At 40.5% G+C, this 15,707-nt stretch carries 15 protein-coding genes; 11 read left to right on the forward strand and 4 right to left on the reverse strand.

The window, feature by feature from the left end; all coding sequences use genetic code 11:
• Positions 1 to 20: 20 nt before the first annotated feature.
• The 3 genes from L1077_RS09870 to L1077_RS09880 all read right to left on the reverse strand — a co-directional run bounded on the left by L1077_RS09870 (position 21) and on the right by L1077_RS09880 (position 3,115).
• Positions 21 to 1,334 (reverse strand): hypothetical protein, encoded by a 1,314-nt coding sequence (locus L1077_RS09870; protein WP_237136686.1) that lies wholly within the window; start codon positions 1,332 to 1,334, stop codon positions 21 to 23.
• 145 nt (positions 1,335 to 1,479) lie between these two features.
• The gene (locus tag L1077_RS09875; protein WP_237136687.1) at positions 1,480 to 2,565 is read right to left on the reverse strand and encodes an EAL domain-containing protein; all 1,086 of its coding nucleotides are present in this window, start codon (positions 2,563 to 2,565) and stop codon (positions 1,480 to 1,482) included.
• A 70-nt stretch (positions 2,566 to 2,635) separates the two neighbouring features.
• The gene (locus tag L1077_RS09880) at positions 2,636 to 3,115 is read right to left on the reverse strand and encodes a DMT family transporter (RefSeq protein ID WP_237136688.1); all 480 of its coding nucleotides are present in this window, start codon (positions 3,113 to 3,115) and stop codon (positions 2,636 to 2,638) included.
• A gap of 462 nt (positions 3,116 to 3,577) precedes the next feature.
• Here L1077_RS09880 and L1077_RS09885 point away from each other — a divergent pair, with 462 nt between their 5' ends.
• The 4 genes from L1077_RS09885 (at position 3,578) to L1077_RS09900 (ending at position 7,155) form a co-directional block, all read left to right on the forward strand.
• Positions 3,578 to 4,306, forward strand: coding sequence for an Ig-like domain-containing protein (locus tag L1077_RS09885; RefSeq protein ID WP_237136689.1), 729 nt, complete (start codon positions 3,578 to 3,580; stop codon positions 4,304 to 4,306).
• Between the two features lie 259 nt (positions 4,307 to 4,565).
• Positions 4,566 to 5,300 carry an SDR family NAD(P)-dependent oxidoreductase gene (locus tag L1077_RS09890; protein ID WP_237136690.1) on the forward strand — a complete coding sequence of 245 codons (735 nt, stop codon included), beginning with the start codon at positions 4,566 to 4,568 and terminating at the stop codon, positions 5,298 to 5,300.
• A 408-nt stretch (positions 5,301 to 5,708) separates the two neighbouring features.
• Positions 5,709 to 6,245: a hypothetical protein gene (locus tag L1077_RS09895; RefSeq protein WP_237136691.1), complete on the forward strand. Its 537-nt coding sequence runs from the start codon at positions 5,709 to 5,711 to the stop codon at positions 6,243 to 6,245.
• A gap of 403 nt (positions 6,246 to 6,648) precedes the next feature.
• Positions 6,649 to 7,155 carry a hypothetical protein gene (locus L1077_RS09900; protein ID WP_063363246.1) on the forward strand — a complete coding sequence of 169 codons (507 nt, stop codon included), beginning with the start codon at positions 6,649 to 6,651 and terminating at the stop codon, positions 7,153 to 7,155.
• Positions 7,156 to 7,169: 14 nt separating this feature from the next.
• On the opposite strand, the gene L1077_RS09905 is transcribed toward L1077_RS09900, so the two are convergent.
• Positions 7,170 to 7,910: a spermidine synthase gene (locus tag L1077_RS09905; protein ID WP_237136692.1), complete on the reverse strand. Its 741-nt coding sequence runs from the start codon at positions 7,908 to 7,910 to the stop codon at positions 7,170 to 7,172.
• 163 nt (positions 7,911 to 8,073) lie between these two features.
• Between L1077_RS09905 and L1077_RS09910 the strand changes: the two genes are divergently transcribed.
• From L1077_RS09910 to L1077_RS09940, 7 genes are all read left to right on the forward strand, one after another.
• Entirely contained in the window at positions 8,074 to 8,847 is a 774-nt protein-coding gene (locus L1077_RS09910; RefSeq protein WP_237136693.1) for a substrate-binding periplasmic protein, read from the forward strand.
• A 98-nt stretch (positions 8,848 to 8,945) separates the two neighbouring features.
• Positions 8,946 to 10,454, forward strand: a complete 1,509-nt coding sequence (locus L1077_RS27575; protein WP_237136694.1) for a PAS domain-containing sensor histidine kinase — start codon at positions 8,946 to 8,948, stop codon at positions 10,452 to 10,454.
• The gene (locus tag L1077_RS09920) at positions 10,455 to 10,913 is read left to right on the forward strand and encodes a response regulator (protein WP_237136695.1); all 459 of its coding nucleotides are present in this window, start codon (positions 10,455 to 10,457) and stop codon (positions 10,911 to 10,913) included.
• A 123-nt stretch (positions 10,914 to 11,036) separates the two neighbouring features.
• Positions 11,037 to 11,693 (forward strand): ABC transporter ATP-binding protein, encoded by a 657-nt coding sequence (locus tag L1077_RS09925; RefSeq protein ID WP_237136696.1) that lies wholly within the window; start codon positions 11,037 to 11,039, stop codon positions 11,691 to 11,693.
• On the forward strand, positions 11,686 to 14,100 hold the full coding sequence (locus L1077_RS09930; RefSeq protein WP_237136697.1) for an ABC transporter permease: 2,415 nt from the start codon (positions 11,686 to 11,688) through the stop codon (positions 14,098 to 14,100). Before L1077_RS09925 ends, L1077_RS09930 begins: the two co-directional genes overlap by 8 nt.
• Before the next feature lie 8 nt (positions 14,101 to 14,108).
• Positions 14,109 to 15,185 carry a lipocalin-like domain-containing protein gene (locus L1077_RS09935; protein ID WP_237136698.1) on the forward strand — a complete coding sequence of 359 codons (1,077 nt, stop codon included), beginning with the start codon at positions 14,109 to 14,111 and terminating at the stop codon, positions 15,183 to 15,185.
• 158 nt (positions 15,186 to 15,343) lie between these two features.
• Positions 15,344 to 15,679 (forward strand): zinc ribbon domain-containing protein YjdM, encoded by a 336-nt coding sequence (locus L1077_RS09940; RefSeq protein ID WP_046357933.1) that lies wholly within the window; start codon positions 15,344 to 15,346, stop codon positions 15,677 to 15,679.
• Positions 15,680 to 15,707: the final 28 nt, after the last annotated feature.

The following is a 15,707-nucleotide window of genomic DNA, read 5'->3' on the forward strand; positions in this document are numbered from 1 at the left end:
CTACAAATAAGTTTTAGAAACTAAAGCGTTTTATCTTTGCTTGCCACATTGAGTGTTTGAAAAAATGCATAAGCGTCAAACTCTGTGCTTTGAGATAACTGAGTCATTGAATTTACCAGCTCGCTCGATAAGTGTGGTTGTATGCCATTTAAAAACGTTGCCACAGACGCGGGTTTACCTGATTCTATTTGTTGATTAAAACTCTGCCATGTATCGAATATATCGAGTTGCTTGTTTTCTTTTACAAGGGCGTGATTGATTTCGTTTATAAGCACAAGTCCGCAATTATAATGCAATCGCGAGTTAGATTTTACAGCGCGGATGTAGCTGGGCTCTTGTTTTAACCCTTCAAGACAATGACGCTGTGCAGTCACTATTTTTTCAGATAACAAGCTGGTATTGTTTGCCACGTTTGCAGACGCGACCCCCGCTAAAAATTCAGCAGCGCCTTCATGTAGCCATGCTTCTGATGGGTTTTCAATGTCAGATCCCTGCTTTTGATAAAGATGTGCTACTTCATGGGAAAAAAACCAAAAAATAGACTCACTATTCACTTTTTCGATGGCTTTTTCTCCATACCAATGCAGGAAAATTTGATCAGATAAGGTGCCACCTTGATGACCATATCGACCGTCATTGGTTTCACTAAATGAAGCGAATAAAGCAGGTCGATAATCTAATGTGCCCATTTTATCAGCAAAGAAGTCCATCAATTTAGGTAAATCTTTTTCAATGTGCTTCTTTAAGGTTGGAGGTAAGCGGCCATCAATTAAACTGACAAAGTGCGCATCTTCAATGGGGGCTTCATGACCAACATAGACCTTTTGACCACTGTCTTTGCCTATCCACTGCACGTTGTTTTTATACACTTTGCCATCAACAATAATATGATTGAAAGGCGCTTTTATCGCGATTGGCCATGCGTTGGTATTGTCGGCACAAGTTGATGCGCAAGCAAAAAAGCGCCCTGAATGAAGCAACATACCACCATCTGAAAATGGTGAGAATGGGGCATATTCCTTTGGTAATGGCGTATAGGTTGGGGTGAGTTTTATTTTGACCTCAGTGAATGGGCGGCCATCTTTTCTGGTTATGCTTTCTTGTGAGTTGTGTTTATCAAAGTTTATTACATAGTGTGGGTTATCTGGTTTCCACCTTTTTACTCTGGAGTTATCTGGGGTTCTTTTAAACACCAGTTTTTTAATTGGCTTGTTTATTTTATAAGTAACACGCCAAGTGCTTTCTTGATTTTTTTCAATAATGGTGGCTATTTCTGATGCGTATAATATGGGTGAGATAAAAGATAAAATAAAAAATATGATTCTATAAAACACTGTGTAAGCCTGTTTTTATTTTTGTAATGTTCATAATTAGTTTATAACAGCATATATTTATTCATGCTGAATACCGTATAAGAAATTTGAGGGTTTTTACTGATATTTATTATTACATTTTTTGACGGTTGGTGTCGTAAGCTAATTACTCAGGTATTTTCACTGCACTTGGCTTATCGAATAAATAGCCTTGTGCCAAGTCGATACCAATCCCCTTGGCTGCTGCGAGTTGGGCCTTATTCTCCACCCCTTCAGCAAGAATTTTACCACCATATTGATGCACAGCCTGGATCACTTGTTTTAATTCACTAATAATTTGCTGGTTTTCAGGTAGTTGATTGATAATTGTAATACAGAGCTTTGCAACGTCAGGCTGTGCAATTTTAATGGTCTTTAGTTCAAAAAAACCACAACCGACGTCATCCAGCCAAATTTGATAGCCAAGTTGACGTAAAGTGCCCATTTTTGTTTTTAAGGGTGCCCAATCTTCAACTGGAACATGTTCTGTTAACTCTAAGCAAATGAACTCTGGATAAGGGTGATTTAAAAGTACGTAATTAACCTGGTTACTAAAGAGCATTTTAGGTGCAATGTTGACTGTTAGCATACAGGGTTGTTGAAGTCTGCAAATTTTTTCATGTGTTACGAAGTGGGTGAGTAATGCCTGTATCTCAAGCTCATTTTGCTTGCCACTTGCTAGTGCTGCAGCGAAAAGCTGGTCAGGACTGTGTAACTGAGAGTTTTTAGGGCCTCGGATCAGTGCTTCATAACCAAACACGCCACTTGACTGAACGTGTTGAATGCTTTGCCAGTATGGCTCTAGTTGTTTGTTGACTAATATGTCATTAAGTTGAGTTTTAAAATCAGGTTCAACTTCCAAGAGCGCAGCACTGGCATCTGAGCGCACGGATTGATTGTGAGAGGTTTGGGGCGATACAATCTGTGCACTTACTTGAATATCTGAGCAGCGCACTAAAGAAGAATCTAACCGTTTACTTAACTCTTTACATAAACGCTGATTTATATATTGTGCAGCATCTTCATTACTGGCAAATTGGTGGCTTTCAAAGCAAAATTCTGCTTTGGTAAAGCTGTGTTCAAATAGGGTCACTTGGGTGTCACTTTGCATGCATTCAACCAACGTTGACCAAATCATCATACCAGTTTCATTGCCAAGTCTGGCAATGATTAATGGCCATCCAGCAAGTGTGATCAGTGTTCTCGTCTGCACATTATACTCCTGTTATACGTGCTCAATAAAATGATTAGGCAGGCTATTTAGTGGGCGATTTGCAACATAATTAACTATGTTGTGGTTTGCTCAGTATGAGAAGAACGCCAGTAATCATTAAAACTAATCCAGTAATCCTTTTTAAATCTAAGTCAAACTGCTTCACGCCAAAAAAGCCAAAAAAGCCAAAATGGTCAATGACCGCCATTGCAACTAATTGGCCAAGCAATACAAAAGTTATGGCATTGGCAATGCCAAATTTTGGAGCAACCCAAGTTATGGTTAAAATATAAAACATCACAAAGCATCCTCCAAAGTAAAAATACCAAGGAGTGTCTGGTACAAACAATGTTTTTGGAACACCGCTGCTTGCAAATAAATAGATAAGGGCTATGCACAGCCCAACAAATAATAGAATCGCCGCTGCAAGCGCTGTATTTTGTAACTTACTACCTAAGCCGCTATTTAAGGCCGCCATGATAGGGATCCCAAGACCAGCTATAAACATAATGAGAGCATAGATAACAAGGCTATGTGTATTTTGCAGCATATTTGAACCCTACGTTGTTTGATGAGACATGGATGTGCTTTGTGACTTTAACTTGTAGGCGATTCTTGTTTTTATATGAGGCATATTCATTCCTTTTGAAAGCACATAGCTGACTGATTATTGCCTGCGCATGTCGGATTTTCAACTTATCAAGGTTGTTTATTTTACTTACTTACTATTCTTTATGTGTACTTGTTTGTTTATCATTGCAAATAATATATCACCTTAAATTAAACTGTTTTTCATCGTCTTTAAAGTGGCTTTATCAAATTTATAATAACAACCCGGTTTCTGATGTGACTGGTCTTTCTTGATAAGCAATATGGAGTGTTTAAGTATAGATTTTCCGTGTGTAATAATATATTTTCATATGAATTTATTCATTGTGAGGGTGTTTTTGATACTTTTTAATATGAATATTGTGTAGATAACAATGATAGATAAATAAAAGGAAATTTTTAAATGGGTAAAACAACGCATAAGGCATTGGCTATTGCGCTGAGCACAGGCCTGCTATCTCATTTTGTACAAGCTGCGCCAGTACTGAATAAAACAACCTATGAGTTCAATTCTGGCCTGCAAATACAAGAAGAGTTCAATATATTTGGCAGTGGTAATGTTACTGATCCAAACTATTCAAATAACGAGCTTAGAATCCAATTGAATGCTGATAAGTCATACAGTCAGATTGGTTTTTACGATCAAGTACGTACCGCTTATGGTCAAGCGGTTGCATATAATATTATAGATAGACGTTGGATAGAGTTTAAAGGCAAGCTCTTATATTATGCGGCGGTTACAGACGGTACAAACAAGATAGAAACTATCCCGTTTCGCGTTATTAACCCCGCAGGCGAAACATCTGAATGGGGTGTGATCCGCGTCAGTCTAGATGAAGCATTCAATATTGATTATGACTACTATCCGAGCGATGATAGCGCACAGACCTCAGCCGATCAGGCTATCACAATCAATGTGAAAGACAATGATGCAAACGTGCCATACTATTTTGGTGTCGAGGTCTATGCTTGGGCTGAAAATGGTCGTGTAACGGTTAATGATGATCACACTATTACGTATACACCCAAGGCTGGTTTTGTCGGCCAAGATTCGTTTAAATATCGAATTAAAGGTAATAACTTATATGATATTACCAGTGCACCCGCGACCGTAACTATTAGAGTAAACTAAACTGAACATTATTAAAAAGCACAGGTAAATACTTGTGCTTTTACCTCTGACTTTAACTCTTTTGATTACCATGTTATCGCCTTTTTCTTCTTTATTTATGATTGTTATGTCAATATGTTTGAGAATAAGGACATGTTTTGAGTACATGCCTACACAAAGCATTGATGGCGCTTAGTATTTTTTTATAAAAATGACTTTGTTCTTTGCTAAAGGAATTGCTCAAAGCTCACCAAAATAACAAAAAAGAGAAACTAACGTGGTGAAAAAAGCAATTATTATCGGTGCGACATCAGGGATTGGTAAAGCATTGGCGTTTAACATGGCACAACAAGGTTATATATTAGGGCTTACTGGTCGACGGGAAGCGCTGTTGGCTTCGTTACAGCAATCCATAGGGAGTAAGACATATACATGTGTGATGGATATTTCTACACCACATAATGCAGTTGAAAAGTTCGAGCAACTGATAAAAAACATGCAGGGAGTTGATTTTGTACTTATTAATGCAGGAACTGGGAGCTGTGAACCCGATTTCCCTCTGGAAGGTGAGCTAAATACGATAGCGGTGAATGTATCAGGGTTTACCGCGATAGCAAATGCAGCCTATCACTATTTTCTAAAACAAGGCCACGGACATATCGTTGCAACCTCTTCGATAATGGCGCTTCGCGGCGGACCTTGCCCATCATACAATGCATCCAAAGCATATATATCGAATTACTTAGAAGGCTTATATTGCCGTGCTCATAAGGCGGGGTTGGATATCAGTGTCACAGATATTCGCCCAGGCTTTGTTGATACGCAGATGGCTAAAGGTGATGGTATTTTTTGGCTCGCGCCAGCGGACAAAGCCGCTGTGCAAATCTTAGCAGCGATTGAGCAAAAAAAGCGGGTGGTTTACATTACAAAACGCTGGCGATTAATTGCAATTTTGATGCAAATTTTGCCGTTTAGTGCGTTTGTGAAGTTGATGCTAGGGAAAAAAGGTAATTAAGAGCAAGGCATTACACTTCATTTTCTCGGTGACTGAACTCGCGTATTGGCCATTTATTTTAGACATGTAATGTCTTGTAATAGTTACAAAGAGAAGCTCTCCTATACTGAACATTCTTAAGCAAAAAAGGATGAATTCATGTCTTTTATTGCTATACCAAGTAATTTCCACCCAATGAGAATAAGCCTATGTAAGTTCGGGTAAAAGTTACTGGTGTAATTTAGCTGTGCAGTTATCCGTTTTAGATTGGCGTTTTGAGTTAATTTATATAGGCGACTTTAGTCCTTGAAGCACTCTCAGTTTACACGAGAACTAGGTAAGCACGGTGAGTGTGTGTTTGCAGTTTACACAACAAATTATACGGCATTGGTAATGATGGAATAAATATGCAAAGTTGGAGATATAAAAATGAGCTTAACATTTGAACAGTTCAGACTAGCAGTTCAAGGTGATGATGAGCTTCTCAGATTTACAGAGAAGGATGGAAAAGCGAGTAAAGTCACCTACGCGGGTGCAGAATATCGAGTTTGGGAACCTACAACAGTTGATTTGTCTGGACCATGTTACATATATTCTTTAATTTCCAAAGTCGATGTCGTTGTGACTGGAAGAGATGTTCATGCATCTGTAAAAATGGATTTTGACAGTAGGACAGGTAGGATACGAGGGATATTTGTCTCAAGCGGTAAAGGGGATGACGTTGATCAATTAAAAGGGGTTAATGCTTCCTATTTTGTTGATGACCTTGATGCTGCAAATTTTGCTGATGACATACCTGAACTCGCTGCTGCAATATCTGTTTCGCAAATTGCGGCAAAAATAGTGGATTTGTTTACCATGGATAACACTGGAGCAGTTGCAATGTTTCCGCATATTATTGCAAACAAAGTTGTTGGCACCTACCTAGTGAGAGTACATAACAAATTTAAACAACATTATATTTAATTTAAAATAGCTCCCTTCGCAGCTGCGAGATTAGATATCGTGATTATTACTATGGTAATTAATTTAGCAAAACCAAAAGCGCAAAGACATACTTAGCCTCTGCGCTTTTACCACTCTCACATCAATGGATGTTTACCAACTTAAGCCTCAGCTTTTGACTGTGTTTTGGAAGCATTGTTTGTCGCTTATCATAAAGAGAATGAAAATGCTGATAAGCTTCATGAGATCCGAAAAATGCTAGGAAAAGAAGAACCTGAAGCTCTGTCGATTTTAACGCCTTAGCTGCTGTTACAGCTCTGGGGTAAAACAAATGTATAATTTTCTCTGTTAGGCTTGTCAATCTTTTATAAATGGCTAAGATCCTGCGTTTGAATTGCCTTTAAACCTAACCGCTGAGCACAAGATGCCAAAATCGAGAACCAGTCAGTTTATCTACTCTGTCGCATTAAATAGAGCTTTTTTATTATTCCCATTAGTTTTGATTTGTTTGCTAGTGACCAATATTACCGTAGAAGATTTACGCTTTTTATTTGGCCATATGGATGAACATGGCTATCAAAATATCATTGATAACGAAGCGACGATCACGATTTTACTGATTGGTTTTGGCGCAGTGATGGATGGCCGTAAAATCCTTTCAAAACGAGCTTGGGACAGTAAGCAAGATCCAAGTTTGGAGCAGCATAAACTATTGAATGAAACCTCTGAGTATTACGGGTTTATGCTCATTGTGATTGGTATTTCGATTGAGATTGTTGACCAGCTAGCAAGTTATATGCGTAACTTTCAGGTGGAGTTACTCATGTTTGAAGCATGGTTCAGCATTGTATTGAACATAGTCGCAATTGGCGTGATGCTTAAAGCCGCTTATAAAATTGCAGTGATAGACAAGCAGGCACACCAGTTGTAATTAGGCTGTGCTAGTTAGTCATCAAGCAAGTATTTTAGTCCATCGATTTTACTGGTGGTAAAAAATGCTTGCTGCTGCCAAATTGGATTAAGAATTTGGTTTGTCCCGCCTATGACCCAAACAATATTGGCAAATTGTGCAGCCTTAAAGCCATAAATGGTTGTTTCAGGAAAAGTCTCGGTTAATACATCTGCCAGCTTACTTATCTGTGCGCGCTCGGTGAGTACCGTGTTAAGTGCTAGCCACCCTTGGTTGGTAAGTAGGCGCTTTAGGTTTTGGTAAAAATCGGGTTCGAAAATAAATGGTAGTAGCGTTGTTGAATCGAATAAATCAACCTGTATTAAGTCAAAAGGCGTGAGATCTTGTTGTTTAACAAACTCATAAGCATCTGTGCAGTGTATCGGGTTGTCATTATAATCAGGGTTAAAAAACTGCTTATATAGGTCTATTATTTGCTGGCTTTTTTCTACCGTTTCTATATGTGCTTTAGGGAATTTGTCATTGAGAAAGCGCAGCAACCCACCACCACCCAGTCCGAGTTCGAGTATCCGGTTGGTCTCTGAGAGTTCATAGGCTGGAATGGCCATAAATAACATATGGGGAAACACTAGACTGTTTGGCTCTGATAGAGACATTGCAGATTGCATAATGCCATCAATGCTAAACCAACGCAGAGTCTCGTTTTCGATGACTTGCCCCTTTTGATTGTTGACTTCAATATCTAAAAGCGTTGTGGGTGTTAACGTGTTACTCATAAGACCAGCAAGAAAAAAGCAGATAGTTTAGTTTAGCGTTTTATTTTATTTTTGTAATATAAATCATATAGATTGCCTTTGATAATACGTGTGAATTTGCAGTAATAATGTAGTCATATGTGTGTTGATCTTTTATGCAAAAACCGTCACACTCGGCACGTCTATGGCAAGAATAAAAAAAATGTTATTTCGCTTTTTTATCTATTTAAATATTTTGATCTTTAGTTTGGCCTGCTCATATGCATATGCTAATTCCATTAGGTTTGTAGCAGAAGACTTACCTCCGTATCACTACTTAAATGCACAAGGACAAGCTGATGGTGTTTTGGTTGAAATCGCAAAAGAGCTTCAGGCACATAGTGGGTTAGAAGCGAAGATTGATATATTGCCAATGGCAAGGGCATATCATGAATTGCAAACTAAACCAGACGTAGTGATGCTAGCTTGGTTGAAAACACCAAGCAGGGCCAAAAACTACCAATTTTTAGGGGTTATGTGTCAGACTTCTGCGTCATTAATGGGTCTAACTAGCAACCAAATACCTTTGTCTTCACTTGAGCAAGCAAAGCGGTATCGAGTGAGCACCATCCGGGGTTACTACAGTGAGCAATATCTCAAAAAAGCGGGCTTTTCTGAAGAGCATGATCTTGTCTTGGCCTCGCACTATAAAAGTATGTGGCACATGCTGTATAAGGGTCGCACGGACTTTATATTAACAAACACCAGAACTTTGCAACGAGAGTTAGACGAGCTCGGGCTCGACCCTACATTGTTAGAGAGCAAACTGAGATTAGATGATTTCCCCTCAGAGCTGCACCTTGCAGCCAATTTACAGTTTTCTAAATCACAGGCTAAAAAGTTACAAGCGTCTCTGAATGCGATTAAAGCGTCGGGTCGTTATGATGAGATTGTTCGTAAATGGCGGTTGCTAGACTAGTCTCATCCTAGGGACTGATAATTAAAGAATAATCAGCGCGTGAGCACTTAGTTGACTACACTTTATTGACAGGCTCAACGTCAGGAAACGTTTAAAGCGTGACAAAATTAGGTGAGTTACAGTTAGACACTGTAATGGATGGGGTCATAGATGGAATTTTTATGACCAACAGGCAGGGAGAAATTCTAAGCTTTAATGCCGCTGCGACACAAATATTTGGCTACAGTAAAGAAGAAGTACTAGGAAAGGGCATCACTTTTCTTATTCTTCAATCTGAGCAGGAAAAGTATTTTAAATATTTACATAATATCACGGACGAAAAAATTGCGGTTTTATACAGAAAGCCATGTCGTACTGGCATAGAGCTGATTGCCCTCAAAAAAGACGCCACTGAGTTTCCCTTGGAGCTATCTCTGAGTGTATTACCTTGCGATGATATTGTGCTTTGCACTGTGCGAGATGTTTCAGAGCGCAAGCAGGCAGACATGTCGATAAAGTCCTATGTAGAACACATAGAAACCATTATGGATACGGTTTTAGATGGCCTCATCACCATAGATATGAAAGGCGTGATCCATGGTTTTAATAGCGCGGCTGAAAATATTTTTGGTTACAGTGCCAGAGATGTGATTGGGCGAAACGTTAAAATGCTCATGCCTGAGCCTTATAAATCTGAACATGACTCCTATTTAGATAATTATCATGCCACTGGAGATAAAAAAATTATTGGTATTGGGCGAGAAATAACCGGGCGGCGTAAAAGTGGTCATTTATTTCCATTAGAGCTTGGTGTCAATGAGATGACTGTGCAAGGTAAAACCATGTTTGTGGGGACAGTGCGAGACATATCTGAGCGAAAAGCAGCAGAATCAGCCATCGATTCTTACATTAGAAAACTCCAGATCAGTAACTCAGAGCTTGATCAATTTGCTTATATTGCTTCTCACGATTTAAAAGAGCCCCTAAGAGGGCTTGCAAACAATGCGCTTTTTTTAGAAGAAGATCATGCGGATACGTTAGAGAGTGAAGGGTTGAGGAGAATTTCAAGAATTCGCTTTTTGTGTACGCGAATGGAAAAGTTGGTGGACAGTTTGCTGTATTACTCTCGACTGGGGCGCCAAGATTTAGCGGTTGAAGAAGTGGATTTAAATGCATTGATAGACAATGTTGCTGAATTGACTTTACCTGAGGAAACAACACAAAGCGTTGACTTAGTGATCCCCGCACCACTGCCAAATATTACCTGCGACAAGCCACGCGTATCTGAGTTATTTCGTAATCTCATTTCTAACGCGGTTAAATATAACCAGTCTGCACGTAAAAAAATAGAAATCGGTGTTAAAGCGAGTATGAATCCGCATACTCAGGTGCTAGAGCCGCAAGTTTTTTATGTCAAAGACAATGGTATTGGGATAGACACCTGTTTTTTTGAAGATATTTTTAGAATTTTTAAACGGCTTAACGAAGAAGATGATGCCGTACGTGGTACAGGCGTAGGCCTGACGTTTGTTAAAAAGATTATTGAAAGGCACAGTGGACATATTTGGGTCGAATCGGAACTTGGCCAAGGCAGTTGTTTTAACTTTACCTTAAAGCTAGGAGACTGAATGATGGATAAAGATTTAGGCCTGATTTTACTGGTTGATGATAACCCTGATGATTTTGAGGCGATACTGAGAAGTTTGCGAAAAAGCCACTTTATGAATCCAATTCAATGGTGTCAATCAGGCCAAGATGCAAAAGATTATTTATATAAAAGTGGTAAGTACAGCACGCATGAGCATTTAAAACGACCGGTATTGGCATTGGTTGATTTAAATATGCCGGGCTTGGATGGTAGGCAACTTTTAAGAGATCTCAAAGCAGACCCCCAAATGTGCTCAATCCCAATTGTGGTATTAACAACGTCGAGTGATCCTCAGGATATTGAATCTTGTTATGCCTTGGGCGCGGCGTCTTATATTCAAAAACCCGTTGAATTTGATGATTTAGCAAACGCGTTTAAAGTCCTCAAAGACTATTGGTTTAAAGTTGCATTATTGCCCTCTATCGATGGATATGATTAGCAATCGTAATCGTGAAATTTTTCAAAAAGTTATCTATATCATGTTACAAATTAAGCAGTGAGTCTGACTAGATCAAGCATGCCTTTGGAAGCATAATGAGTACGTTATTATCTAGAGGCTGATATGATCCAATTAAAAGATGTCGTATTTTCCAGAGCCGATGGTGAGGCTCAAAGGCGCATTATTGATAACGTGTCTGTGACTATCCACGATGCACAACAGGTCGCATTAGTGGGGGACAGTGGTTCAGGTAAAACCACGTTACTAAATTTACTCGCAGGACTATTGGTACCAGACAGTGGTGAAATTAATGTCAATGGCACCGTCATATCCGAATTTGATGAAAACCAATTGGCGCGCTATCGACGCCAAATAGGTGTCATATTCCAGCATTATCAATTATTAGAAGCACTTAATATCGCTGATAACATCACTTTTCAAGCGCGTCTCAATGGTATTCAAGTGGCAAAACCTGTACTAACGGCACTTGCAACTCGGCTAGGCATTGCACATAAGTTGTCTGCTTTTCCCAGTGAACTCAGTGGCGGGGAGCAGCAGCGGGTAGGTATCGCCAGAGCCATAATCAATCAGCCAAAGGTTATTTTAGCTGATGAACCAACTGGTAATCTTGATAGTGAACGAAGTCAGGAGGTACTCGAACTGCTGCAAGCCTTATGTAAAGAGCACGAAATTAACTTAATTATGGTCACACATAGCGAAAGATTGGCTGTGCAATTTGAGAGACAAATAAGGCTGAAAAGCGGACAGTTATATGACTGAATTTAAGTTAATCTTTTTTGCTTTTGGCCAGTTTTATTTGAGGCATAAAGGCCTGCTGATATTATTTGTGCTCGGCTTTAGTCTAGGAACCGCTTTGATCAGTGCTATTTTTGGCCTGAACTTAGAGGCCTCAAAACGTTATTCTAATAGCAGTGCATTATTGGCAGTGCCAGTTACCCACTTTATCAAACCGAACCTTGGCACCGAGCGCTTACCAGTTACTGTTAGGCGGCAGCTATCGCGGCAAACCGAGACGCAATTTGAAGTGGTGCTTGAAGGCAGAGTACAGCTTGAGAATAGCAAATGGCTCAATATTAAAGGGGTGAATTTATTACACTGGATTTCGCAATCAGGGGCGGGCAAAAAAGAGGCTAATTATAATGAGGTAGGAAGCCAAGCAAGCCCACTATTCGACACGATTTATTTGGACCCAAAGTTAATTGCACGGCTGGATAGCAACACACTCAAATTAAATCACGTCAGTTATGCTGTTTCACCTATTGAAGGTCTGGGCTTTCAAGCGTTGATGGACATCAGTTTGGCAGATAAATTACTCAATGCACAAGGTGAAGTGAGCTATCTAGAAGTATTTGATTTAGATGATGCTGCTGAGCTTGTTTTGACTGAATTATTAACAGGGCAAGCCCGAGTTGAGCGGGCGGATGCTCAAGCATTCGATACACTCTCAGGGCCGTTTTTCTTTAACTTACAGGCCTTGGCGCTACTCGGTTATATAGTCGGGGCATTTTTAAGCTTTAATGCCATTAAATTAGCCTTTGCCTCTCGGGCCGCCCAACTCAAACAGTTATATTTATTAGGTTGCCAGCCAATTAGGTTAAAGCAAAGCATGTTCATCGAACTTGGCACTTTAGGGTTGTTATGTGCCTATTTTGGTGCACTGCTTGGCGTGACGCTTGCCAATATTCTCGTGGTTGATGTGACTCAAGTTCTGCGCAGTTTCTATCAATTGGATAGAAGTTTGACTGTTGAGCTAGACTGGACCATGGTGGCATTAGGATTTGCGCTTAATACGGTTGTTTTGTCGATCTTTTTCTTATCGAATCGTTTATCTGAGGTGATAAAGCATAAGTTGGTTGTTTGGTTGTGCTTAGCTGCGCTTTGCATTGGCGCAGTATTACTTGCCTTGCTGGCGCAAAGTAAGCTGGTGGCCTTACTACTTTGTGCGGTTATTTTGCTGATTTTCTTTTGTATCACACCAGGCATTATCTCTAAGGTATTTTCTTGTCAGTGGCCAACGAACTCTGCACTGGTTTTATGGCTCAAAGCAGATAGTCAGGGTCAGATTAAATCGCTGTTGAGCGCCGTGCTTGCCACATTAATGGCCATGGGCGCAGCCATCGGTATGTTGGTGATGGTGAAAAGCTTTAGCCAGACATTGGATGGCCATTTAGAAAATCGTCTCAGTGCCGACCTTTATGTGCGCCCTGCAGTCGTGTCGAGCAGCATGCATTATACTCTTGAGCAAATGACAGAAATTGAACGCGTCGGGGTTTATTGGCAAGCCCGTAGTGAGGTTATTCGTGAACAAGATGCAGTACCCATAAAACTGCTTAGTTTTGGACGCGATGCACACTTGCACCAGCAGGTGAAATTACTGGGCGGGAAAGCAGTCACAAGTGATCACTTGTCCAGTAAAACTGGCGCTATCGACCAGTGCTTGGTGAATGAACCGGGGTGGCGAATATATGGTTTAGATGTCGCTCAGGTTGTGCAAGTGCAGCAGGGCAATAAGCAGTTTAGTTGTCAAATTACGGGAATTTTTTACGATTACGGAGAGCAAGAGGCAACACTACTTACCACAACAGGTGTGATTGAAAGTAGTGGTTTTAATTATCAAGCGTTTGGTTTTTCTTTGACCTTAGCGCCTGATGTAGATATCAACGATATGACCAAGTACTTGGTAGAAAAGCTGTCCATAGATAGCACCCAAATAAGCATAAATAAAGTATTTAAACAGTACGCAAAACAGCTGTTTGAGAATACTTTTAGTGTGACTCACGCCTTAAACCTGTTCATCATGTTAATTGCATTATTTGGCGTATGGGTGAGCTTTTTAACACTGGGTAGGCAGCAGCTTCAGCAAATGGCGACATTACAGACTTTAGGTGTAACGCGAGCGCAGTTATTGGCAGCCAAACTAGGCCAAACCTTAATTATATTGCTTGTCACCTTCGCCTTGGCGATCCCATTGGGTATTCTTCTAGGGGGGGTGTTGTTGACATACGTGATGCCACTGGCATTTGGTTGGAGTATGGCAATGGTACTTGATTGGTGGGGGATATTGGCTTTTAGCTTAGTAGTGCTGGTACTTGCCATGATAGTAGGAACATTGCCAATGTTACGGCTATTAAAGCGAAATATTGCAGACAGTGTGGCTCAGTTGTAGAGAGGCGAATGAAAATACAAACGATAGTTCAATTATGCGTGTGGCTTTGTATCACCAGCTTACTGCAAGGATGTAGCGAACCTGCCCAAAAGCCAGCATCAACACATCCATTTTCAATGCAAAGTGGCGACCCGGTGAGTGCAGGCACTGTATTAACTTTCCCAGAAGATCATGGTGCACATCCTGCTCAGGGGATCGAGTGGTGGTACGTCACTGCAAACCTTAAAAGTGACAACGGACAGAGTTTTGGGGTGCAATGGACCTTATTTCGCGTAACCCGACCAGAACTGTCTGCCGATCCGACAGGCCCTTGGTGGGATGGGCAATTTTATTTTGCGCATTTTGCAGTGCAAACCGATACACAGCATGTCGCTTTTGAAAAATCAGGTCGTGCATCAGATGTGGTTATTCAAGCATCGCCTTTTGAGGCAAGGCTAAAAAATTGGTCGATGCAAAGTACTGAGGACGCCTTTTTGCCGTTGAGTTTACATGCCAGTCAAGATGGTTATCGTATTGCGCTTAAAATGGACAATAGCCCCAGAGTACTGCATGGCGAGCAAGGTTTTAGCCAAAAAACGCAAGATGGCCATGCGTCCATGTATTACAGCTATCCATTTTTAGAGGTCAGTGGCGAGCTCGTGTTTGACCAAAAAGTGCATACTGTGTCGGGTCGAGCTTGGTTAGATAGGGAGTGGTCGGCTGCCTTTATTAACCCGAATCAAACTGGGTGGGATTGGTTTAGTTTGCAGGGCGAGGATCCTGAAGATGGCGGCTTGATGGCATTTTGTATTCATGCTGCTGGTAAAGGGTATGAATACTGTAGTGCAACCTCTATTGACCCCGATGGCAAGACGCGTGCATTTGGCAACGAGCAAGTTGAGCTTGTTGCAACCAAGCGCATAGAGTTGGAAGGCGTGACTTACCCAATTGCTTGGCAACTCTCCGTAGATGGTTTTGAACCTATTGAAATAAAAGCAGTAAATGCAGATTCGAGAAATAAACTCAGCATACCTTATTGGGAAGGTCGCGTAACGAGCTCAGGTGGTTATAGTGGTGCAGGGTATGGTGAGCTGGTCGGGTATTAATGAATATGTGCAGCAATTCAGCTCGCCTTTTAGTTTGACCAATATCATTAAAATGCGTGTTTTAGCCTAAAAAATTGCATATTGCGGGGATTTTTCCTCGCGATGTCGGCGTCTAGGGATTATCATGCCCACAAAGAAAGTTATATAGGCAGTAAAATATGTCGTGCCCTCCATGTCCAAAGTGTAATTCTGAGTATGTATATCAAGATCAAAGTCAATTGATCTGTCCTGAATGTGCATATGAGTGGGACCCGTCTGAGGTAGAAGAAGATGATACACCGCAAGTTAAAGATGCCAACGGTACCTTGCTTGTGGATGGTGATAAAGTCACTGTAGTAAAAGACCTGAAAATTAAAGGTAGCTCACAAGTGATTAAGATTGGTACCAAGGCTTTGGTAAGACGTGTTCTAGATAAAAAAGACCACGAGCTTGATTGCAAAGTAGATGGTGTCGGCGAAATGATGGTTACCGCAAAGTTTGTGAAAAAAGCCTAAATACATTATTAAAGAGCGCAGTTTCGCG

Source organism: Pseudoalteromonas luteoviolacea, assembly GCF_021654285.1.
Taxonomy (GTDB): Bacteria; Pseudomonadota; Gammaproteobacteria; order Enterobacterales; family Alteromonadaceae; genus Pseudoalteromonas; species Pseudoalteromonas luteoviolacea_J.

Coding starts and splice junctions, on each gene's coding strand:
- L1077_RS09895 (WP_237136691.1), top strand. CDS start 5,709: ATGAGCTTAACATTTGAACAGTTCAGACTAGCAGTTCAAGGTGATGAT.
- L1077_RS09910 (WP_237136693.1), top strand. CDS start 8,074: ATGGCAAGAATAAAAAAAATGTTATTTCGCTTTTTTATCTATTTAAAT.
- L1077_RS09920 (WP_237136695.1), top strand. CDS start 10,455: ATGATGGATAAAGATTTAGGCCTGATTTTACTGGTTGATGATAACCCT.
- L1077_RS09935 (WP_237136698.1), top strand. CDS start 14,109: ATGAAAATACAAACGATAGTTCAATTATGCGTGTGGCTTTGTATCACC.
- L1077_RS09940 (WP_046357933.1), top strand. CDS start 15,344: ATGTCGTGCCCTCCATGTCCAAAGTGTAATTCTGAGTATGTATATCAA.
- L1077_RS09905 (WP_237136692.1), bottom strand. CDS start 7,910: ATGAGTAACACGTTAACACCCACAACGCTTTTAGATATTGAAGTCAAC.
- L1077_RS09930 (WP_237136697.1), top strand. CDS start 11,686: ATGACTGAATTTAAGTTAATCTTTTTTGCTTTTGGCCAGTTTTATTTG.
- L1077_RS09925 (WP_237136696.1), top strand. CDS start 11,037: ATGATCCAATTAAAAGATGTCGTATTTTCCAGAGCCGATGGTGAGGCT.
- L1077_RS09885 (WP_237136689.1), top strand. CDS start 3,578: ATGGGTAAAACAACGCATAAGGCATTGGCTATTGCGCTGAGCACAGGC.
- L1077_RS09900 (WP_063363246.1), top strand. CDS start 6,649: ATGCCAAAATCGAGAACCAGTCAGTTTATCTACTCTGTCGCATTAAAT.
- L1077_RS09880 (WP_237136688.1), bottom strand. CDS start 3,115: ATGCTGCAAAATACACATAGCCTTGTTATCTATGCTCTCATTATGTTT.